At 52.0% G+C, this 21,255-nt stretch carries 22 protein-coding genes; 14 read left to right on the top strand and 8 right to left on the bottom strand.

Going from position 1 to position 21,255, the window contains the following annotated elements:
• Nucleotides 1-133: 133 nt before the first annotated feature.
• Entirely contained in the window at nucleotides 134-457 is a 324-nt protein-coding gene (locus ACYVJM_RS04015; protein ID WP_461146915.1) for a hypothetical protein, read from the top strand.
• 21 nt (nucleotides 458-478) lie between these two features.
• On the opposite strand, the gene ACYVJM_RS04010 is transcribed toward ACYVJM_RS04015, so the two are convergent.
• The 6 genes from ACYVJM_RS04010 to ACYVJM_RS03985 all read right to left on the bottom strand — a co-directional run bounded on the left by ACYVJM_RS04010 (nucleotide 479) and on the right by ACYVJM_RS03985 (nucleotide 6,199).
• Nucleotides 479-1,195 carry a VIT1/CCC1 transporter family protein gene (locus tag ACYVJM_RS04010; protein WP_461146914.1) on the bottom strand — a complete coding sequence of 239 codons (717 nt, stop codon included), beginning with the start codon at nucleotides 1,193-1,195 and terminating at the stop codon, nucleotides 479-481.
• A 135-nt stretch (nucleotides 1,196-1,330) separates the two neighbouring features.
• Complete coding sequence (locus ACYVJM_RS04005) at nucleotides 1,331-2,014, bottom strand: PepSY-associated TM helix domain-containing protein (protein WP_461146913.1); 684 nt, start codon at nucleotides 2,012-2,014, stop codon at nucleotides 1,331-1,333.
• Complete coding sequence (locus ACYVJM_RS04000; RefSeq protein ID WP_461146912.1) at nucleotides 1,959-3,488, bottom strand: DUF2271 domain-containing protein; 1,530 nt, start codon at nucleotides 3,486-3,488, stop codon at nucleotides 1,959-1,961. Before ACYVJM_RS04000 ends, ACYVJM_RS04005 begins: the two co-directional genes overlap by 56 nt.
• A gap of 275 nt (nucleotides 3,489-3,763) precedes the next feature.
• Nucleotides 3,764-4,159, bottom strand: coding sequence for a VOC family protein (locus ACYVJM_RS03995; protein ID WP_461146911.1), 396 nt, complete (start codon nucleotides 4,157-4,159; stop codon nucleotides 3,764-3,766).
• Between the two features lie 35 nt (nucleotides 4,160-4,194).
• A complete protein-coding gene (locus ACYVJM_RS03990; RefSeq protein ID WP_461146910.1) occupies nucleotides 4,195-5,508 on the bottom strand; it encodes a peroxiredoxin family protein in 1,314 nt (437 codons plus the stop codon).
• 91 nt (nucleotides 5,509-5,599) lie between these two features.
• Entirely contained in the window at nucleotides 5,600-6,199 is a 600-nt protein-coding gene (locus ACYVJM_RS03985) for an NAD(P)H-dependent oxidoreductase (RefSeq protein WP_461146909.1), read from the bottom strand.
• 133 nt (nucleotides 6,200-6,332) lie between these two features.
• Here ACYVJM_RS03985 and ACYVJM_RS03980 point away from each other — a divergent pair, with 133 nt between their 5' ends.
• Nucleotides 6,333-6,701 (top strand): hypothetical protein, encoded by a 369-nt coding sequence (locus ACYVJM_RS03980; protein ID WP_461146908.1) that lies wholly within the window; start codon nucleotides 6,333-6,335, stop codon nucleotides 6,699-6,701.
• 18 nt (nucleotides 6,702-6,719) lie between these two features.
• Here the strand turns inward: ACYVJM_RS03980 and ACYVJM_RS03975 are convergent, their stop codons facing one another.
• A complete protein-coding gene (locus tag ACYVJM_RS03975; RefSeq protein WP_461146907.1) occupies nucleotides 6,720-7,841 on the bottom strand; it encodes a trans-sulfuration enzyme family protein in 1,122 nt (373 codons plus the stop codon).
• 138 nt (nucleotides 7,842-7,979) lie between these two features.
• On the opposite strand from ACYVJM_RS03975, the gene ACYVJM_RS03970 reads away from it, so the two are divergent.
• From ACYVJM_RS03970 to ACYVJM_RS03915, 12 genes are all read left to right on the top strand, one after another.
• On the top strand, nucleotides 7,980-9,623 hold the full coding sequence (locus ACYVJM_RS03970; protein ID WP_461146906.1) for a DUF1800 domain-containing protein: 1,644 nt from the start codon (nucleotides 7,980-7,982) through the stop codon (nucleotides 9,621-9,623).
• Nucleotides 9,624-9,670: 47 nt separating this feature from the next.
• Entirely contained in the window at nucleotides 9,671-11,179 is a 1,509-nt protein-coding gene (locus ACYVJM_RS03965) for a DUF1501 domain-containing protein (RefSeq protein ID WP_461146905.1), read from the top strand.
• 109 nt (nucleotides 11,180-11,288) lie between these two features.
• Nucleotides 11,289-12,128, top strand: coding sequence for a crotonase/enoyl-CoA hydratase family protein (locus tag ACYVJM_RS03960; protein WP_461146904.1), 840 nt, complete (start codon nucleotides 11,289-11,291; stop codon nucleotides 12,126-12,128).
• Nucleotides 12,129-12,148: 20 nt separating this feature from the next.
• A complete protein-coding gene (locus tag ACYVJM_RS03955) occupies nucleotides 12,149-13,033 on the top strand; it encodes an SDR family oxidoreductase (RefSeq protein ID WP_461146903.1) in 885 nt (294 codons plus the stop codon).
• Between the two features lie 147 nt (nucleotides 13,034-13,180).
• Nucleotides 13,181-13,699: a DUF4494 domain-containing protein gene (locus ACYVJM_RS03950; RefSeq protein WP_461146902.1), complete on the top strand. Its 519-nt coding sequence runs from the start codon at nucleotides 13,181-13,183 to the stop codon at nucleotides 13,697-13,699.
• A 114-nt stretch (nucleotides 13,700-13,813) separates the two neighbouring features.
• Nucleotides 13,814-14,263 (top strand): HYC_CC_PP family protein, encoded by a 450-nt coding sequence (locus ACYVJM_RS03945; protein WP_461146901.1) that lies wholly within the window; start codon nucleotides 13,814-13,816, stop codon nucleotides 14,261-14,263.
• Between the two features lie 78 nt (nucleotides 14,264-14,341).
• Nucleotides 14,342-16,660 carry a TonB-dependent receptor gene (locus ACYVJM_RS03940; RefSeq protein WP_461146900.1) on the top strand — a complete coding sequence of 773 codons (2,319 nt, stop codon included), beginning with the start codon at nucleotides 14,342-14,344 and terminating at the stop codon, nucleotides 16,658-16,660.
• Entirely contained in the window at nucleotides 16,660-17,226 is a 567-nt protein-coding gene (locus ACYVJM_RS03935; RefSeq protein ID WP_461146899.1) for an AraC family transcriptional regulator, read from the top strand. The genes ACYVJM_RS03940 and ACYVJM_RS03935 overlap by 1 nt, the downstream gene beginning before the upstream one ends.
• A 149-nt stretch (nucleotides 17,227-17,375) precedes the next feature.
• Nucleotides 17,376-17,732, top strand: coding sequence for a four-helix bundle copper-binding protein (locus ACYVJM_RS03930; protein WP_461146898.1), 357 nt, complete (start codon nucleotides 17,376-17,378; stop codon nucleotides 17,730-17,732).
• A gap of 75 nt (nucleotides 17,733-17,807) precedes the next feature.
• Nucleotides 17,808-18,851, top strand: coding sequence for a sialidase family protein (locus ACYVJM_RS03925; protein WP_461146897.1), 1,044 nt, complete (start codon nucleotides 17,808-17,810; stop codon nucleotides 18,849-18,851).
• A 16-nt stretch (nucleotides 18,852-18,867) separates the two neighbouring features.
• Nucleotides 18,868-20,313 (top strand): hypothetical protein, encoded by a 1,446-nt coding sequence (locus ACYVJM_RS03920; RefSeq protein WP_461146896.1) that lies wholly within the window; start codon nucleotides 18,868-18,870, stop codon nucleotides 20,311-20,313.
• 64 nt (nucleotides 20,314-20,377) lie between these two features.
• Nucleotides 20,378-20,743, top strand: coding sequence for a heavy-metal-associated domain-containing protein (locus ACYVJM_RS03915; protein ID WP_461146895.1), 366 nt, complete (start codon nucleotides 20,378-20,380; stop codon nucleotides 20,741-20,743).
• Nucleotides 20,744-20,813: 70 nt separating this feature from the next.
• Here ACYVJM_RS03915 and ACYVJM_RS03910 read toward each other — a convergent pair whose 3' ends face one another.
• A complete protein-coding gene (locus ACYVJM_RS03910; RefSeq protein ID WP_461146894.1) occupies nucleotides 20,814-21,188 on the bottom strand; it encodes a hypothetical protein in 375 nt (124 codons plus the stop codon).
• Nucleotides 21,189-21,255: the final 67 nt, after the last annotated feature.

Below are 21,255 nucleotides of genomic sequence, written 5' to 3'. Positions count from 1 at the left end.
ATAAAAAGTCAATCGGTCGACACATCGACGGTCAGAATTGCAGTTTTAGGAACACTTGTGGCTTTATTGAGTTGATTGACTACAGGCTTGTGACCCGAAGGTTCGCTCTGCCTGCTGCCAACCAACTCAGCTTATGACCATCGAATTGTACAAGGCCCCGGAAGCCAACAACCCAACCGAGCATCCTGAATCGCCGGTATCCAACCTAGCGGGGGAACTGCCCGATGATGAACCGAGCCTGAATTTCGGAGATCTACTGGGAACATTTTCGTCCCGGGAAGACGCCATCGCGTATATCAACCAGCAGGCTACCGATCAGGGGTTAGCCGTTCAGGATACCCAAAGCTCCCCCTACAACGAATACACACATGTGGAATGGCTAACGGTCATCGTTGAACTGCAGGACCAGTCGACCCAAAACGAAAGCTACTATCTGGTTACGGATGAAGGGTATTAGGTAGTGGAGTGCCTCTGGATCTTAAAACAGCCTGGCTACACCAAAAGCGGCTGCTGCGGCCAGTGCTCCGATAAACATGACCTTGAACGCACCGCCAACAGGCGGCTGTCCGGTGACTTTGCTTTTGAAATAGCCGAAAACGAACAGGCAGATCAGCGTTACGGCACAGGAGTATACTAACGCCTGATGGGGAGCGGCATTGAAAAAATAAGGAGCCAGTGGTACCAGACCGCCCACCACGTACGACAAACCAATAGTCAGGGCACTTTTCGTGGCCCGGTTGGGATCGGGTTCATCGAGGCCCAGTTCGTATTTCATCATGAAATCGACCCACTTCGTTTTGTCCTTTGACAATTCATCGGCAATGGCAACCTGTAAGTGGAGCGGTAAGCCCATGTCGGCAAATACCTCCCGCACTTCCTCTTTTTCGCGTTCGGGAACAGTTTCCACTTCGCGCACCTCCCGCCGACGTTCCGATTCGTAATGATCGGCTGCGGTGCGCCCTGCCAGATACCCACCCAAACCCATAGCAATGGAACCGGCTACGATTTCCGCAATGCCCGCCGTCACGACAAGCGTGGAAGTAGCCACCGCACCGCTGAGTCCGGCCGCAAGGGCAAAAGGTACCGTTAGTCCGTCGGCCATGCCAATGACTATATCAGAAATGAAATCGGAACTATGGAGGTGTTGTTCGTGATGGTGTGTTTCGGACGAGTGATCGTGACTACCGTTGGCCATTAAATTTTCTGTTGATTATGCCTATTTGACGCAATTAGCAGAGCAAGGTAAGGAGAAAACCGCTTTTATGATGGGCAGCTAGTGCTGCAATCGCTTTCTTACTGACCAGTATAAACATGCCTTTATCAGGGTATGTTAACCCAGGGCAAAAGCATAGATCAGGTAAACAATCAAAAAGCCAAACCCGGCCAGTACCAAACCGCTGAGCCGACGCTTTTTCAGGAACAGCAGCAGAATAAGTCCCGTTGCCGAAATGAGCGTCATGAAAATGGCCGAACCGTCAATCACCCACGCCCACGACTTGCCGGTATCGCGGCCTTTGTGCAGGTCGTTCAGTACGGCTACCAGCCCCATTCGGGTTTCGGTAAGCTGGTACGATCCGTTATCCCGTTTTACAACGGCGTCGGCTGTGTAGCCCGGCCCCCGGAAAGAAACCGATACCTGATCGGCTTCCAGCCGCATATCGCTAACAGCTCCTTTTACCCCGTGGGTGTTGCGGAGGTGTTCGACTACGCCCAGTTTATTGATAGCGGATGTATCGGCGGTTTTTACCCAGGCCAGCGGCACTTTACCGGTAAACTCATTCGTACTGAACTGGTCGTCGAACCAGTCGGCATGATTGAGCGTCAGTCCAGTAACGGCAAAAAATAGTACGATCACGAAACTGGCCATAGACAGGTAAATGTGCAGCCAGCGTGTTACGGCAGAGATCCGGCGTTTGATGGTTGGGTTGGTTCCCGATTTGGTACGGGCGCCGGAGGGCTCAGCGGGCATCGCTTTTTTTGCGATAGTCCAGGGCTGCGGTTGTAATTTCGACATTGCCGGGTAGCGACAGTTGTTTAGGTTTTCCGTTAAAATCCATTTGCTGCTTAATGAGCTGGTAGGTGCCGTGTTCGCGGGCGGCTTCGATAAAAACCGTGTAGTTACCCTGCTTCACAAACTGTCCGGCGTTATCCTTGCCATCCCAGCTCAGGGTATAGGCCCCCGGCGAGCGGGTGGCGCTGGTCACCGAAGCCGAAGCCGCTTCAAAATCGGGGTTACGGCGCTGGGCGTACCAATCCCGTAATTCGGGGAGCCAGCGCGGTTTGTTGTACCAGAGCGCCAGATTTCGGACGGGGTTTCCTTTCTCATCTTCTACCCAGATGGCCACAAACGGGCGGTGCGAACGGCCGGGAAACTGGGGTAGCTCCAGGCTGATCAGCACTTCCTGGTCGGGATTCCATAGCTTGTCTTTCGCTGGCGCAAGGTGCATCAGGCGGGCCGCAGTCAGGTCGTTGGATACTGGGGCTGCAGAAGTGGCGGTCGCAGCCCAGCCGGGGCTGCTGTGCTGCTGACCGTTGTTTGTGACGATAAAAAATTCGGTACCCGGCAGAGTAGCCGCCATGGCCTCACTCTCGGCCGGTGTCAGGATGCTAAAAGTCGTTGCCAGCGCGCCCGCGGTCACCGCATCCGGGTGAACGACCGTGGCGCTGGCTATCGCATTGGCAGGCTGGCCCGTACGCGGATCGACAATGTGCGAAAACCAGTCGTCGCCTAACTGAACACCCCTACGGTAGCTGCCGCTGGTGGCAACGGTCCCGTTCTGTACGGCAAACCGGCTTAGTACAGCGTGGTTTTCGGCATCGGCCTGTGGATTGGCGACACCGACGGGTTCGGCCCAGTTTCCCCGAACCACAAGGTCGCCACCTCCGTTCAATACAATGCCCTGAACGTCGGTAATCGCTAAAGCCGCTTCCGCTGCCCGTTCGAGGACGTAGCTTTTCGCAAAAGTATGCAGTCGGAGAGGTGCCTGACTGAGCCGGGTTGCTGTTTGGTTTGTGTGGTCAAGCTGCCAGTGGGATTGCTGAGCGGCACGGGTCGCCCGCGCCAACTCTGCTTCAGCGGGTTGTGTACCGGCCGCTGCTGCCTGTTGCCAAACCTGACTAACAGCTTCAGCGCCCGCGTTGATCGCTCCTTCCGTTCGCTCGAACCAGGTGTCGAATTGGGCTAAAACGGAAAATAAATCCGCTGAAATACGGGTAGCTACGTTTTCAGTTGCCTGCCAGCGGCTGAATTCACTTTCTGGCCGGTAACTGCTTAAGAGCTGGCTCAGTCGCTCAATTTCAGCTAACGCGGCCTGTTCTGCCTGCCGGGCTGCAACCAGGGAGGTGGCAATGGCTTTGATCGTGAGCGATGTACCTAATACGTTGTCAAACTGACTGATGTACATGCCAACGCTTGTACTTGGGACTGTTGAAGTTAAGGCAGGGGCCACAAGGCTTAACCCGGCCATGCCTAATTTTACCAGAGTCATTGATTCGGTTGTCTAGTTGAATGGAACAGGCATTGCAACGCCTTCAGACGGATGGTGAACAAAAGCCGGGCCGTTTATACGAAATGGTACTACCAGCCTGACGGTTACGAAAGTGCTATTGTTCTGACGGATCACAAACTAAATCAATCCGAATGACCATTTTTGGGAGCTGGGTCGACCTTTTTTTTGACTGAAAGACATGAAAAAACCGGGTATTGAGCCCGGTTAAAGCAGTTGTTTCATTTCTGCAAAATTGGCCGACGGCCGTCAGCTGCTCACTGTATTTTAGGTTCGATCATGTCCCACAGATTTCCGTATAAATCTTCAAAAACCGCCACCGTACCGTAATCTTCTTCCACCGGGCCACGCACAAAACGGATGTTCTGAGACACCATAGTCGCGTGATCTCGCCAGAAATCATCGGTATAGAGAAACAGAAAGACCCGACCGCCCGTTTGATTACCCACCCGGCTTTTCTGCTCATCACCGGACGCTTTCGCCAGTAACAGACCCGTGCCGGACGAGCCGGGCGGGGCAACCCGTACCCAACGTTTGGTGTCAGTCAGGATGGTATCTTCGAGTAAAGTGAAGTTTAGCTTTCGGGTGTAAAACTCGATGGCTTCGTCGTAGTCGTCAACGACTAACGCAATGTGGGCAATGTGTTGTTTCATGCAGTATAACAGACGGACGCTGATTAATGGATCGGTTACTGGACGGTTAACTCCTTTAATTTGTCTCTCAGTTCATTTCCCCGCAGGTCTCTGGCCAGGACAATGCCGTTCTTGTCAAGCAGTACCGATGTGGGATAGCCTCTAAACGGGTAGGATTCAACAAGTTTGTTGGACTGGTCGGACAGAATTTGTGGCCATTGCACATCCTGTTTCTGAATGAACTTAGTGAGCCGTTCCGGTGAGTCCTGAACAATGCCAATAAACTCGAACTGGTTTTTGTCGAGGCCTGCATACAGCTTTTTCAGATTTGGAATATCGTCAACGCATCCTTTGCACCAGGTTCCCCAGAAATCGATGTAAACATACTTGCCTTTATAATCGGCCAGGGCAATGGGACGTCTGGACGTGAATTCCGGCTCGATAAAGGGTTTGAACGGATAGCCGACCTGTAGCGCGTATTCCCGCTTGCCGTCGACGACGGGCTCTAACCGCAGTACATTATTGTAGAAGTCAACTCCTTTGTTCTTGTACGTGATTCCATCGAGTGATACGTTCTCATTGACTTCGATCAATTTATCTTCAGAAATTCGCTCACTAGTGGATAAAGTTGACAAGTCAACGAGTCCGTTGATGTCGAAATCGGGCCGGGTAAAGCCAAAACTAACCGCCAGGTTGTATGTCTTGCCGGCACGTTTAAGGGTAGTCTGAGCATGTTGCGGGAAATTGTAAAAGAAGTCATTTCCGAACGTTTTTACCACCATTGGTAGCGATGCCTTTAGGATCTTCCCTTTTTGGTAAACTTCGTAATTAACAATTGTAGGCTTCCTGTAGGAGTACGGGTTATTACGCTGAATAACTTCGGGATAAAAAGCTGTTTCGTCGCTGAAGTCAAGGTTGTTGTTTGTGTCGATCAGTACGGCCCATTTGCCGGTCTGCTCATCGAACCCTCTCAAGGTATATACGTAACATTTAATTGGTTTTCGGGAAAGTTGAGCTGTATCCGCCGTCAACTTCCAATAGTTCCGAAAGTCTTTATACTGAGCTTCTGTTAATGTTCCCTGAATAAAATTCTGGTAAACGAGCTGATTGGTATTCAACCAAACCATTGCCTTGTCGACATGGCTCCAGTTGGCCGGAATCCCTACGACGTTTAAACTCAGTTTACGCCATGGCTCCTTGTCATCAGACTTATTTTGACGCTCATTACCCAGTCTCGAAAAACCCGGACTAAATGGGCCATAGCCGTCAACCAGCGTAAGCGGGAGTGTCGCCGGTGCAGCTTGTTCCGCCTGGTGGCAGCTAATGAGTAAACCGAAAAGCAGGAAAAGAATTGAGCTTACCGTTTTCATGTGCAGGATAGGTTCAGGTAAGCAAATACGCAAAAGGGACACGTAGTTTCTGCTCCGTGCCCCTTTTGCTATCGTACGGTTTATCAGTACGTTACTTGTCGGCGAGTTGCTCGTTGCCAACCCACCGCTGCGCTACGTTCAGGGTGTAGTCCAGAAAAGCTTTTGCGGTCCGCTCGTACACTTCATGGCCATAGAAATGGCCGTTTTCGTCGATGTTTTTATCCGTCTCATGCGATTCGTATAGCTTCGGCGAAATAATGGAGTAGCTGTTGGTGAAGCTGATAATTTTGTTCACCACCGTGGTCATGTCCAGCGCGGGCTGGCGGCCACCCCGGCCGTTGGAGATACCCACCATGGCAAACACTTTGTTATCGAACAGGTGCTTGAAGCCCGGACCACCCAACTGGTGGATGGCATTGGTGGCCTGGGGAGGAGCCGTCCAGTTGTATTCGGGCATGGCAAAGAGCACCAGATCGGCCGATTCCCAGGCGCTGATGAGTTCGGATTGAAAGGGCGTCAGGGCGTCTTTTTTTACCGACCCCTGCCCAACATAAGGTATATCGTAGTCTTCAAACGACACAATCGAAACGTCGTGCTGCCCTTCGCTAACCAATAGGTTGCGCATGTAGCTGACAAAACGCAGGGAGTTGCTGTTTTTGCGTGATGAAGTAGAAATCAGCGTAATTTTCATTTTTCAATTCAGTCAATTTGATAGGAAACCGATGTGTTAAGGCTTTAGTTTCAGTCGATAAAAGCCGAACGTTGTTGCAACGAACAGGATGGAAAATGGGTCTATTCAGGCATACCTTTAGCGAACATGTACGATGATTAAAATACTGCCGGTTTTACTACTCCTTGTCGGGTGTGCCTACGGGCAATCGCCGATGACGTTTTTTCGTCTTGACTCACTTCCGGACGTGGGGCCTCACAAGGTTTTTCCACCGGCTGTTCATACACCCTTCAGGCTATCGCCCGGTATGATGCCTACCAGCCGACCGCGAAATTCATTTTATCGGTATCCGACAGACCTGCCCAACGTGGTGCGGGCTACGCTGGATAATATGCCGGTCAAGGTTCCGGACACGTCCACCTACTACACCATGCTGCGGTCATTCAGACGGCCGTTCAGGCAGGTTGATCCACCTGAGCCGTTACAGAAACCAGTACTGCCAGAATTGCCGAAAAAGCCTTGAAGAGTGGCGTGTTTCCGGTTAAAATGATAATGCCTGAGCCAGATCGTTGATCAAGTCCTCGGGATGTTCGAGGCCAATGGAGAGACGGAGCAGATTTTTGGGTGTGGCGGAAGTCGGCCCTTCTACACTGGCCCGGTGTTCAATCAAACTCTCTACCCCGCCGAGGCTGGTTGCGCGGGTGAATAGCTTCAGCCGGCCAATAAACGCAATGGCTTCATCGGTCCCGCCTTTCACCTGAACCGACAGCATAGCACCCGGCCCGTTCATTTGCTGCTGAATCAGTGCCCGGTCGGGATGGGTGGGTAAACCTGGGTAATGGACTTTCTCCACGGCCGGGTGCCCATCCAGGAAATCGGCTACGGCCTGGGCCGTCAGACTTTGCGCCCTCACCCGAACGCCCAGTGTTTTAAGTCCCCGGCTCACCAGCCAGCAGTCGAACGGCGAAGGCACCGCTCCCGAAAGTCCCTGCAATAGTCGCACACGCTGCGCAAATTCATCATTTCGTTTAAAGACCAGCGCTCCGCCCAGCACATCGGAATGGCCACTGAAATACTTGGTGGTCGAGTGCATCACAATATCGCAATTGAGGTCGAGAGGGTGTTGCAGTACCGGTGTTGCCCAGGTGTTGTCGCACACACAAAGCGCCCCGGCTTCGTGCGCCAGCCGACTTACTGTCAACAAATCTGTTATGGTCAGCATCGGATTGGAGGGTGTTTCACACCATACTATCCGGGTATTTTCGTGAATGGACGACTCAACGGTATCGAGGTCGGTCATGTCGACGCGGGTGTAGGTCAGTCCCCAGGGGTGAAATACCTGTTCGAGCAGGGCGGGTGTGCCATAGTACGCGTCGGTTGAGAGAAGCACATGGTCGCCGGGGCGGAGTGCCTGAAAAAGCGTCATGGTAGCTGCCTGGCCGGAGCTAAACGCCATACTCGTCGCTCCGCCTTCGAGTAGCGCAATCGCTTTCTCCAGTGCTTCGCGGGTAGGGTTATTTGGCCGGGTGTAGGTAAAGTCGCCAGCCAGTTCATTGGCCTCGTTACGGGCAAACGTGGTTGACAGGTGAATGGGTGGGGTTACTGCCCCGGTTGCCGTGTCAGGCTGATGGGTAGCGCGGAGGGCGAGGGTATCGAAGTGCATAAGCGGATAGAACCGAAAAGCGGCCCATTTTTTGTATACGGAGATTCAGTGGTTTCTGTGGCCATTACGCCATACGTTACTCAAATAGTTCGCTGCGGTGTTCTTCTTTTTCATCTCCATTGGAATTAACAGGCTGGAATGGCGTTCCTATCCCCATACACGACCGTACTTACCGTCACAACAGCTGCCCACCTGTTGCGTCGGGCTACTTTTGGGCCAACACCCGCTGAAATACGGGATTTCACGGGCTTGACCGCTCAGGAAGCGGTTGCACGACTGATTGGAAACAGTCACTTTGCGGTACCGCCACCGGTTGATCTCAACGAAACGAAAGCAACCTCTGGCCAGCCGTTTATGGCATTACCTTTTGATCCTGACCGTAATTATGAACTCGGCCAGTGCGTACGGTACTGGTGGCTGGCGCTGATGACTGCATCGGGCACAGCACCGGGTTTACTTGAAAAACTGTCCCTTTTCTGGCAGAATCACTTCGTTGTAACCCGGACCGTTGTGGGCGATTATCGATTCATTTACCAGTATATTCAGTTTATCCGAGCCAATGCACTGGGCAATTTTCAAGCACTTGTAATTGGGATGACCAAGGAGCCGGCTATGCTGGCGTACCTGAACGGCGACCAGAATCAGGTTGGTAGGCCGAATGAAAACTACGCACGCGAACTTCAGGAGCTGTTTACTGTAGGTGCTGTGGATTCGGATGGGGCGATGAATTATACCGAAGATGACGTGAAAGCCGCTGCCAGAGTGTTGACGGGCTGGGGGCATACAAACCAGAATGCGATCGGCTCAACAAGTATCTCGACTACGTTTACCAGCAGCCTCCACGACGCAGCCAATAAATCCTTTTCGGCTCACTACAACAATACCGTTATACAAGGCCGGGCGGAATCCGCATCCAACGGCGACTCAGCGGGCGATGCGGAGCTGAACGACCTCGTTGCCATGCTGCTGCAGCATCCGCAGTGTCCCCGGTTTATTTGTCGAAAACTATACCGCTGGTACGTCAACCCGATCGTGACGCCCGCCATCGAAACCAATGTTATCGGCCCACTTGCCGATTTCTTTGCCAGCCCGGCCAATAATTTTGCCATTCAACCGGTTGTTGAAAAACTGCTGACGAGCCAGGTATTTTTTGATACGGTCAATATCGGCACGTTTGTGAAATCACCGGCAGAGCTGATCCTGGGAAGTATGCGGTTTTTCAGTCAGCCGGTTCCAGATATGGTCACGGACTCGGTGGCTTTCCGAAAATACTTCGAATTTGTGTTCTATCAAATGAACGACATGCAGATGGGGCTTATTGATCAGCCTGCCGTGCTGGGGTACGACGCTTATTACCAAACCGGCCTTACCCGACTCTGGATCAATACCACGACCATTGGTTTGCGGGGAAACCTGACCGATGCCTACATCTGGCGGTGGTTGGAAATTAAGCCGGGATACACACTGGGTATCGACTTACTGGCCTGGATGAGGGCGAGCCAGCCTAATTTTTCGGACGTTATCGGGACGCCAGCCATTACCTGTGTCGATGTATTGGCACGGCTGCAGGAAAACCTGTTTGCCGTTGAGCTCAGCCCGGCCCAAACCGATTTTTTAATTGATACCATCCTGATGCAGGGCGTACCCCGCACCGATTGGCTCTACGAATGGAACGCCTATCGGCGACAGCCAACGGATAGCGTGAGTCAGTTTGGCGTGCTGTGGCGGTTACGTAATCTGATGCGGTATATGCTTCGTATGGCGGAGTACCAGGTTTTTTAAATAGCGCTGCCAGATATGATAACATTAGTTTCGAACCCCCGTTTCCAATGAATCGAAGGGACTTTCTTTCGGCGGCATCAGCCAGTATGCTCCCGATTATGCTCAATGGATTTGGCCTGAAAGCCATGAGTCGGCAGTCGGCATTGGTCCAGTCTCTACTGCAAACATCGGCTCTGAATACAGACCGGGTGCTGGTTATGGTGTACCTCAATGGCGGCAACGACGGGTTGAACACAGTACTGCCGCTCGATCAACTGTCGGCTTATACGGGCCTCCGAAGCAACATCGCCCTGCCGCAACATCGAATTCTGGCTCTTGACGGCAACCCGGTAACGGGTTTTCATCCGGCTATGAGCGGGATGCGAAACCTGTACAATGAGGGCAAGCTGACGATTGTGCATTCGGTTTCGTACCCGAACCCCGATATGTCGCACGCCCGCTCCACGGACATCTGGATGACAGGTGTCGATGCCAGCCAAACCGCTACTTCCGGCTGGGCGGGCCGGTATCTGGAAAATCGCTTTCCGGGTTTCCCGAACAGCTACCCAAATGCCCTCATGGACGATCCGCTGGCTATTCAGATCGGGTACACTACCTCTACCGCGTTACTCGGTAGCCAACAGTCGATGGCCATTGCCCTCAACGACCCAGATAACTTTTACGCCCTGGTTGGCATCAATGATCCGGTTTCGCCCCAAGAGCCTTTGCCGGGGGATACAGGAGCCCTGCTATCGTTTATCCGAAAGCAGCAAAATCTGGCCGTTGGCTACGCCGAAAAAATTAAAAAAGCTGCCGATGCCGGGAAAAATCTGGCTACTTATCCCGAACCCAGCACGACGAACTCGCTGGCCGAACAACTGAAAATTGTGGCCCGGCTGATTCATGGCGGATTGAAAACCAAGGTCTATTTTGTGTCGATGAATGGATTTGATACGCACTCGGCGCAGGTAGATCCTACCGATACCACGATGGGTGAGCACGCTTCCCTGCTGAGTAAATTATCGGCTGCGCTGGCTTCGTTTCAGCGGGATCTGGAAATGCAGGGAACGGCCAACCGGGTCGTTGGGATGACGTTTTCCGAGTTTGGACGCAGGGCTAATGCCAACGCTTCGGCGGGAACAGATCATGGCGTAGCTGCACCTATGTTTGTCTTTGGTACCGAAGTTAAGCATCAGACAGTTGGCAGCAACCCGGACCTGTCTAATCTGATCGGCACGTACGGCAACAAGGATATTGGCATGCAGATCGACTTTCGGCGTGTGTATAGCGATATCCTGACGGATTGGTTTGGGGTGGATAGTGCAACTACGGGCTCGCTGCTTTTCAGGGAATTTTCGACCGTGTCGTTATTCTCGAATACCATTGAAACGATAGCCTCGGGCAACTGGCAGGACCGGAGCGTTTGGTCCATCGGGCGGGTACCATTAGACACGGAATACGTTAAAGTTAACGCAGGTCATACCCTCACCGTCGACCGAACGATTACCGTAAAAAACGTCCGGCTGGCCGGTAAACTTAACTTCACCGGGCCTTATTCCATTCGGATGACCGGCTGATTCCTGTGCCTAAAATTTTCAGGTTACTTACCCTTCTATCGATCAAATTGCGTTGCATTTAGTAATTCCATTACCTTTACAAAAATCGTATGCTTGCATACTAATGTCCATGAATAGAACGTATGAGTCTTTATCATTCGAGCAGGTCGAGGGTGTGATGACCGTTGCACTGCTCGGGCCCGGCAAAGGAAATGCGATGGGGCCGGAGTTTTGGGAAGAACTGCCCCTGGCGATGGATGAATTAAACCGAATGCCCGACGTTCGATGTATTGTTTTTCGGGGTAGTGGCGATCATTTCAGCTACGGCCTCAACATTGCGCGGATGATGCCCCGATTGGGGTCTATGACCACGGGTACGGTGCTGGCCCACCAGCGGGTTGATCTGATGGCCCAAATCCGGCAGATGCAGCTGGGTTTCCAGAAAATGCATGAATCGCCGAAACCGGTCATTGCCGCCGTTCATGGCTGGTGCATCGGGGGCGGGGTCAACATGATTGCTGCGGCCGACATCCGGCTTTGCTCACGGGACGCCCGGTTCAGTTTGCGGGAGGCCAAACTGGCCATTACGCCGGACATTGGCGGTCTGCAATTTCTGCCGACCATTATCGGGCAGGGCTTCACCCGCGAAATGGCCTTCACGGGAGCCGATTACGACGCAGCCTTTGCCGAACGCATTGGGCTGGTCAATCATGTATACGAAACGCCCGACCAGCTTTTTGAAGCGGCTGCCACGCTGGCCCGGCAAATTGCCGACAACCCGGCCACCGCTGTTCAGGGAGCCAAGCAGGTGCTGAATTACAGTCTCAATAAATCCATCGAGGATGGCCTGCAATACGTAGCCGTCTGGAATTCAAGCCAGTTACAGTCCAGCGATTTCAGCGAAGCCATGCAGGCCACAGTAGAAAAGCGCAAGGCCGAGTTTAACAAGAAAATAAACAAAGGATATTAGGGAGTACCAAACGCAAAACCATGAATGTAAGCGGGATGCTGCGCGACGATGCGCTAAAAGGGAAGACCATTATTGTGACCGGGGGCGGTACAGGCCTTGGTAAATCCATCAGCCGGTATCTCCTCCAACTGGGGGCCAACGTAACCATTTGCAGCCGACGCCAGAACGTCATCGACGAGACGGCTAAGGAACTGATGGCGGAGACCAACGGGCAGGTGCTTGCCGTAGCCTGCGACGTTCGGAATACCACCGAGATTGAGAACGTGATTGCCCGGACAATTGACACGTTTGGTCGGATCGACGGGCTGCTCAACAACTCGGCGGGTAACTTCATCAGCCCTACGGAGCGGTTGTCGTACAAGGCCTTCGATACCATTGTTGATATCGTACTGCGCGGCACCTATTACTTCACACTGGCCGTGGGCAAATACTGGATCGAAAACAAGATTCCCGGTACGGTACTGAACATATCCACGACCTACGCTACTACGGGGTCGGGTTATGTGGTGCCGTCGGCCGTGGCCAAGGGCGGTGCGCTCATTATGACCAAATCGCTGGCGGCCGAGTGGGGTAAGTATGGTATTCGTCTGAATGCCATTGCGCCCGGTCCTTTTCCAACGAAGGGCGCATGGGATCGGCTCTTTCCCGAGCCACTGGCCAGCATGATGGACCCCACCAGCCGCATTCCCCTGCATCGCGTTGGCGAACACGGCGAACTGGCAAATCTGGCTGCATTCCTGTTGTCCGATTTCTCGGGTTATATCACCGGGGAAAGCATTACCATCGATGGGGGTGAAGTACTCATGGCAGGCGAGTTCAGCCACCTGGAACAGGTCACGACCGACCAATGGGACTCGATCGAGCAAACCATCAAACAAGCCAATCGGGCAAGTAAAAAAGAATAAAAAATTAGTGAAGAATGGTGAAAGGTGACTGAAAAGCAGTTGGCTTATTCAACGCTAATTCTTACCGTTCAACGCTTCATTCTTCACTAATTTTCGGCACCTTTGTGCCCATTTTTCAGTTATAAGATTGTACTAAAATTCGTTAAAATGCCTAACTGGTTTCTCGGAAAAATCCGCTATCAGCAGCCCATCGACGACTCGAACGTCGGTAGTCGAAATGAGGAGTTTATCAAGCAAAAAACGGTAACGGAGGCTTATCTGGTTGATGCCGTTAGTTATACGGATGCCGAAGGCAGGCTTTATCAGGAGATTGCCGCCAACACGCCCGACTTTGAGATTACGAACATCTCGCGTATGAAACTGGCCGATGTGTTCCACATCGAAGACGGTGGCGAAGTATGGTATAAGGTGAAAGCCATGTTTATCACAGACGATGAGAAGACGGGTAAGCAGAAAAAAACGCCCAGCGTGATGCTCGTCAACGGCGAAAATCCAAAACAGGCTTACGAGCGGGTGGAGGCAAGCCTGAAATCGGCACTGGACCCGTTTGAGATCACGGATGTCAACACCACGAAGATTCTGGAGATATTCCCGTATAATGAGGAAGAAAAACGAAATCTGCGTCCACTCAGTGAGGTGCTGAGTCCCGAACCCGAATCCGTTTAATATACCCGACAGAAGGCCACTCTTTACAGAATGGCCTTCTGTTTGTACGAAATTATTGACTTTCAGCGCCAATTACTTGCGTTGAATCTGTTCGGTATAGATATTTGTCCCCGTATGAAACGCTCTCTGTTCCAATTGTTCAACCTCCTCATGGCCTGTGTCGTACTGCTCAGCAGTACCGGTTTCGGTCTGGTTGAACATTCGTGTCAGATGCGTGGAAAGAAGAAGACGGTAGTTGTTGCGTTTAGCGAGATGAAAACCCAGCCGAGTTGCGCTACCGATAATCGGCCGATGCCCTCGCAGCAAACGGTTGTGAAAAAGACCGAGTGCTGCCAGGACGACCAGCGGTTCGAAAACATCGATGTTTCGTCGTCGCTGAGTCAGTTCGTTGCCAAGTTTGTTAAAATCATTGCTGAAACGGTTGTAGCCGGTGTTGCCGCCGTTCTAGTATGGATTATTGACGTCGTCTTTGCCGAAAGCAGTACATCCATTTCTTCCTTTGCGTCTCCGCCCTCTCTCTCCGGGCGCGACATTATTACACTCGTTCGTAGTCTCCTCATTTGATTTGTTGATTGGTATGCTGTTTGCCCGTTTCATCCTGATGCGGGTCTGTAGTGATTTCTGTTCATAATCAGCAACATCATGCGATTCCTTTATTTAGGGCTTGTCCTGTTTATGGGCGGGCTGGCTCTGTGCGATTCAGCCTTAGCACAATCCGATTCAACTTTACTTCCCAAAGCAACCATTCGCGGAAACGTTGCCGAAGTGGTTAATAACAAACGTGTGCCACTCGTGGGCGCAACCGTGCTGTGGGCGGGCACCACAGCGGGAACGGTAACCGATGCCGAGGGTCGATTCCAGATGCCTGTATCGGCTGCCTCCGCGCAATTGATTATCAGTTACGTTGGCTATCAGCCCGATACGCTGGCCATTACGAATCCTTCCGAAGAACTATCCGTAACGTTACGCTCCGAGCGTACCTTACAGGAGGTGACTGTATCCGGCGCACCAGGGCAGATCGACCGAATTAACCCCATACAAACGGAGTTTATCAACCAGCGAACCTTGGCCAAAGCCGCCTGCTGCAACCTGTCTGAAAGCTTTGAAACCAATGCTTCCGTCAGCGTTTCGTATAGCGATGCCGTTACCGGGGCCAAACAGATTCAGTTTTTGGGTCTGGGTGGCCAGTACGTTCAAACCAATGTCGAGAATATTCCAACCGTTCGCGGACTGGCAACCACCTTCGGTCTGAATTACATTCCGGGTACCTGGATTACGAGCATCGACGTCGGCAAAGGGGCCGGTTCGGTAGTGAACGGCTATGAATCCATGAGTGGCCAGATGAACGTCGAACTGCAAAAGCCGGACGACAAACAAACGCTTTTTCTGAACGGCTATGCTAACAGTTTCGGGCGTTTGGAAGGCAATGTCAACTGGTCGAAACCACTGAGCAAAAAGTGGAGTATGGGTCTGTTGGGTCATGCCAGTACCCTTCGGAATGAGATTGACCAGAATAACGACGGATTCCGGGATTTGCCGCTTTACACACAGGTCAATGCCATTAACCGATATAAATACAGCAGCGATCGGTTCATGGCCCAGTTTGGGGTGAAAGCCCTTTACGAAGACCGCGACGGTGGTCAGCTGTCCTCGTTCGACACCCCCCGGGGTGTAGGGCGTTACCAATATGGGAACACAACCAAACGGGTTGAATTCTTCTCAAAAACAGCGATCCTTTATCCGAACAAACCGTATCAGGGACTGGGTCTCATTTTGAACGGCCTCCACCACGACCAGACCGCCCGCCTTGGCTTTCGGCCTTATAGCGGCCAGCAGCGCACGTTTTACGCCAATCTGATCTACCAGAACATCATCGGGAATACCAACCATGCCTATAAAGCGGGGATCAGTTATTTGCTGGATGATTATCACGAATCGTTAGGCAGTTTACACACAAAACGGACAGAGTCTGTGCCGGGCGCATTCGCGGAGTACACCTATACGTATCCCGAAAAACTGATTCTTGTCGTGGGTGGCCGCTTCGATTACCACAATCTGTTTGGTGCCCAATTTACTCCGCGGGCGCACTTGAAGTACACTATTAATGAGGGACTGGCAGTGCGAGCCTCGGCGGGAAGGGGCTTCCGGGTCGCCAATCCGCTAAGCGAAAATATGGGCTTTCTGGTAAGTTCGCGGTCGGTATTCATGTACGAAAACAGAAATGCCGGGCCGTTTCAGAACTGGAATTTAGGGCCGCTCAAGCCGGAAGTATCGTGGAATTACGGATTGAGCGTGACGAAAGATTTATTGCTGCTGGGCATGAAAGCAACGCTGGTGCTGGACTACTACCGGACGGATTTTCAGAACCAGCTAGTTGTTAATGTCGAGAATTCATCGCTGTTGTATTTCTACAATCTGCGGGATGAATACCACCACGGGAAGTCGTATGCCAACAGTTTTCAGGCAGAATTGAACGTTCAGCCTGCCAAACGCTTCGATCTGAAGCTTGCGTACCGGCTCTTCGATACCCAGCAAAGCACCGCTTTACCCGCTGGAGATACGGTACTCTTACCCCGAATGATGGTGCCACGCGAGCGGGTACTGCTCAATGTAGGCTACGCCCTGCCATTTGATAAATGGAAATTTGACGCAACCCTCCAATGGAATGGCCCCCGCCGGATTCATTACATGCGGGAAGGCCACCAGCATCCATTTGGTGTCAATGCTCCGGAAGAGTTCTCGCCGGGTTTCTACAACCTGAATGCGCAGCTGAGCCGGGGATTCAGGAGCGGGTGGGAAATTTATCTGGGTGGCGAAAACCTGACCGGTTTCCGTCAGTTGAACCCCATTTTTGCGGCTGATAACCCGTATGGGCCGGATTTCGATGCCGCCGGGCGGGCGTGGGGACCTGTTACCGGACGCATGATTTACGTGGGTTTCCGATTTAAACCTGTGAACTAATGACACTGATCATTCGGAATATGGTGTGCGACCGTTGCAAGCGGGTTGTACGTGAAGAACTCGAAAAACTGGGGCTGACCGTCAACCGGGTAGAACTCGGCGAAGTAGACATTGACGCCTTGCCGGAATCTGTATCCCTCGACATGATTCGGCAAACGCTGCAGATGAATGGGTTCGATCTGATCGATGATAAAAAACAGTCGCTGGTAGAACACATGAAAGTACTGCTCATTAACGAAATCCAGCACCTGAAAGGGGAGCGGCAACCTTCGGAGAACTTTTCGACCTTTCTGGAGCGGAAGTTAGGGTATGAGTACTCGTACCTGAGTGGGTTATTTTCGGCGAGTGAAGGACATACGCTGGAAAAGTACATCATAGCCCTGAAACTGGAAAAGGTGAAAGAGTGGCTGCGGTACGACGAACTGACGCTCAGCGAAATTGCCTGGCGGTTAGGGTACAGCAGTGTTCAGCACCTGTCAACGCAGTTCAGGCAGGTAACCGGCCAAACGCCGGGCCAGTTCAGGAAAGCAGCAGAGGTGTCAAGACGAAGTCTGGACGCCATATGACGGCTACTTAAACGGGTAGCTCCGGCTGTTAACAACCAGGATTTACAGTGTGGTTATAACCTTTGGCCCTAATTATGTAAAAACCCTATCGGGTATAGGTAGTTATTTTGTCAGACCAACGGTGGTCCTTTAAACTACGTTCAACGCTTATGGAAATGACGCAACACAACCACAGCCACACCGACACTTGCTTTGACTGCGCTGAAGCCTGCGAACGCTGCGTAACGGCCTGCCTGGAAATGGGCGACCAGGACAGCAAAGGTCATGATATGACAGCCTGTATCAAACTCTGCCGCGACTGTGCCGATATCTGCACATTATGCGGTCGATTAGATGCCCGGGGCTCTGAGTTCTCCCGCGATTTTATGGCGCTATGTGCCGAAGTATGCGAAGCCTGCGCAGAGGAGTGCGAAAAACATGCGGGTCACCACGCCCATTGCAAAGCCTGTGCGGAAGCTTGTCGCAAATGTGCCGAGGAGTGCCGGTCAATGTCGGCTAACGCCTAACAAATAGGGCCGAAAAAGCTATGCTACGCTTTTTCGGCCCTATCACCCAAATACGTTCCTAACCTACCTCTTTGTATGACCCATCTTCTACTTATACTTTATCTCTTGTTCACTGGCTTCGTAAAACCAGCACTAATCACCAGCACGGAGATCGGCAAGGGGATTCATCCGTCGGTCGCGATGGATCAAAACAGCACCGCCCATATTGTGTACGGCCAGGGGGAAGTCCTTTATTACACAACGTTTCGCACGGGCGAACAGGCGGGGACGACGGTAAAAGTAGATAGTTTGCCGGGTTTGCATCTGGGCGCATCGCGCGGTCCACAAATAGCCTCAACAGCTCAGTCTGTGGTGATTACGGCCCTCGACAAAGCCGGGAATATATGGGCGTACGCCCAACGCAGAGATACGGGAAAATGGCAGAAACGCATTCGCGTGAATGACGTCCCCGACATCGCCAAAGAAGGGTTCGTTGCCGTAACCGCAGGACCAAACGATACCTACAATGCCGCTTGGCTTGATCTGCGCGACAACAAACGGAATAAGCTGGTCGGGGCTCGCTCAACGGATGGCGGTCGTACCTGGTCTGCCAATACCATACTGTACCAGTCGCCCGATGGGACCATTTGTGAGTGTTGTCAGGTATCGGCAGTAAGTCAGGGAAAGCACGTCGCGTTCATGTTTCGCAACTTCGTGAATGGCTCGCGGGATATGTACCTGCTGCAATCGACTAATGGTGGTCAGTCGTTTGGTAAGGCGGAGAAACTGGGGGAGGGCACCTGGACACTAAACGCGTGCCCAATGGATGGTGGCGGATTATCCATTGGGCCAGACGGGAAAATTTCGACTGTTTGGCGACGGGCCGACAAGCTCTTCACTGCCCAGCCCGGACAGCCCGAAGTCGAGCGGGCAACTGGCAAGAACCCGAAGATCGCTTCGACCAAAAAAGGTGATTACATCGTCTTTCAACAGGCTGGCCAGCTTTGGGCGATTAGTCCCGGTCAAGCACAGCCAGTTTCGCTGGGGCCGGGCGCTTACGCTAAATTAACCCGATTTGCCAACGACCGGGTGTTATGTCTGTGGGAACAGGAGGGCACAATCCGGGCCGCAATTATTTAAACACATCAACAACGTTATGAATCGGATTCTTTTCAGTCTTTCTCTGAGTATGCTGGCTGGTATGGCCTATGGACAGCACCAGCATCATGAGGGTATGGATATGTCGAAACAGGAGGGTATGAACATGGACAGTACCGTGGGTGATATGAAAATGCTCAACCAAGGGCTGACAATGGATGCATCCATGCCTGGTATGACGCATTCTTTATCCCGGAACCTGCCCATGAATCGTAACGGATCGGGCACGTCCTGGCATCCGGACAATACCCCCATGTATGCCTACATGACCAAGCCGTCGCCCAAAGGATGGAGCTATATGCTGCATTACGCCATTTACCTGCGCTATACCAGTCAGAATAGCAATAACGCCGATCGTCGGGGGCGAGGGCAGCAATTTGGCGCACCAAACTGGTTCATGGGTATGGCCCAGCGTAAAGTTGGCCAGCGCGGCCTGTTTCAGGTGCGGGCCATGATCTCCCTCGATCCGCTGACGGTGGGCAATGGCGGCTACCCGTTGTTGTTTCAAACCGGCGAAACCTACAAAGGCCAGCCGTTGATCGACAAACAGCACCCGCATGATCTGGTTTCGGAGCTTTCGGTAAGTTACAGCCATGCTTTCAGTAAAGACGTTGACCTGTATGGCTACGTGGGCTACCCCGGCGAACCGGCGCTGGGGCCTCCCGCCTTTATGCACCGGATTTCCTCGTTCAACAATCCCGATGCGCCCTTGAGCCACCACTGGCAGGATGCGACCCATATTCTGTTTGGCGTTGCTACGGCCGGTATTCGGTACAAATGGGCAAAGCTGGAGGCCTCTACATTCAAAGGACGTGAGCCGGATGAGAACCGCTATAACTTCGACACTCCCAAATTTGACAGCTATTCATACCGACTTTCGGTCAATCCATCGCCCTCACTGGCGTTCCAGTTCTCGCAGGGTTTTCTGCACAGTCCGGAAGAAGCTCATCCCGGCGAGAATACCACCCGTACAACGGCATCTATTTTGCATAGAAAAGGGCTGGGGCCAGCGAGTTACGTAACCTCGGCTTTTGTATGGGGGCGTAACAGCCATGACGGTTCGGGCGAAAACTCATACCTGGCCGAAAGCAGCCTTCAGATGAACAAAGTGGCTTTTTATGGCCGGTATGAAAATGTAAGTAAATCGGCCGAAGAACTGAATCTGTTTGGTACTACGTTGCCAAGTGAAATCGATGGACAACGGGCTTATGTAATCAATAACCTGACACTCGGCATGAATTACCGTATTGCTCAGCGACTCAATTCCGATCTGGTGCTTGGCGCGCAGGCGACGGCTGGTATGCCTGATAAGTCTTTGCAGACAGTTTACGGTAAGATGCCTATTTCCGGGCAAATTTACCTTCGCCTGTCGCCGAGCCTGATGACGATGCGGAGTATGAGTCATTCGGGGCAAAAACAAAGGAATCACAAAATGAGCATGTAAATGCTCTGTACGGCACCATTTTTATTAAATTTTCGTTTTTAATTCACTATAAACCAAGCTAACTATGTTACGTAACCTGTTTCTCACCGCCCTGACGTCGATGATGCTTATGGGCACTTTGTTCGCTGGTGTTCCAACCCGCGATGACAGGGACAAAGAAGTCAAGATCAAGACGTCGGCCATCTGCGGCATGTGCAAAGCCCGAATCGAGCGGAATCTGGCATACGAAAAAGGCGTTAAAGAAGCAGACCTGGACGTGAAGACCAAAGTGGTTACTATCAAATACAACTCAGCCAAAACGGATGTGGCCAAGTTGAAAGCCAACATTAGTAAGACGGGCTACGATGCCGAAGACGTGGCTGCTGATGAAGCCGGTTACAATAAACTGCCAAGCTGCTGCAAAAAAGGTGGCGGTATGGAGCATCAGTAAAAATCAGCATCATTATAAAAAACGCCCGAATCCAGCAAGATTCGGGCGTTTTTGTTAGGAAGAGGCCGGATTACTTATTCGATGTGTAATCAATATAGATCGTTCGTTTTCCATCTTCAGTTGGCCCGTTGATGGACGCTTTGGTCACGTAGTTCCCTTTTTTATTGACCACTTCTTTGGCTGACTTCTCATCCGTTGTTGGTTTTCCATTGATGATGTAGGTGACAGACCCCGCCGGGTAATCAAACAGGTTTAAGACAATTTTCTGCTTTATATAGTCTGGCCTTCCGGGACCGGGAACATAATCCATGATTTCTTCACGGGCCGGTCTAATTTGATTATAAGTTGGAAATGAGGCCGGAATGTTTTTTGACTGCCCGAAAAGAGCAGTACCGACACACATCAGCGCACCGGTCAGAAGGTTGGAAATCAGCGAATAGCTCATTGTGAAGCGATTTATTTGTACGGACCCACTTATGTGCCTTCCGGTTGGAAAACGGTGGAACTACCGG

The sequence above is a fragment of the Spirosoma pulveris genome (assembly GCF_054781875.1).
This window is presented reverse-complemented; position numbering and strand designations above follow the sequence as displayed.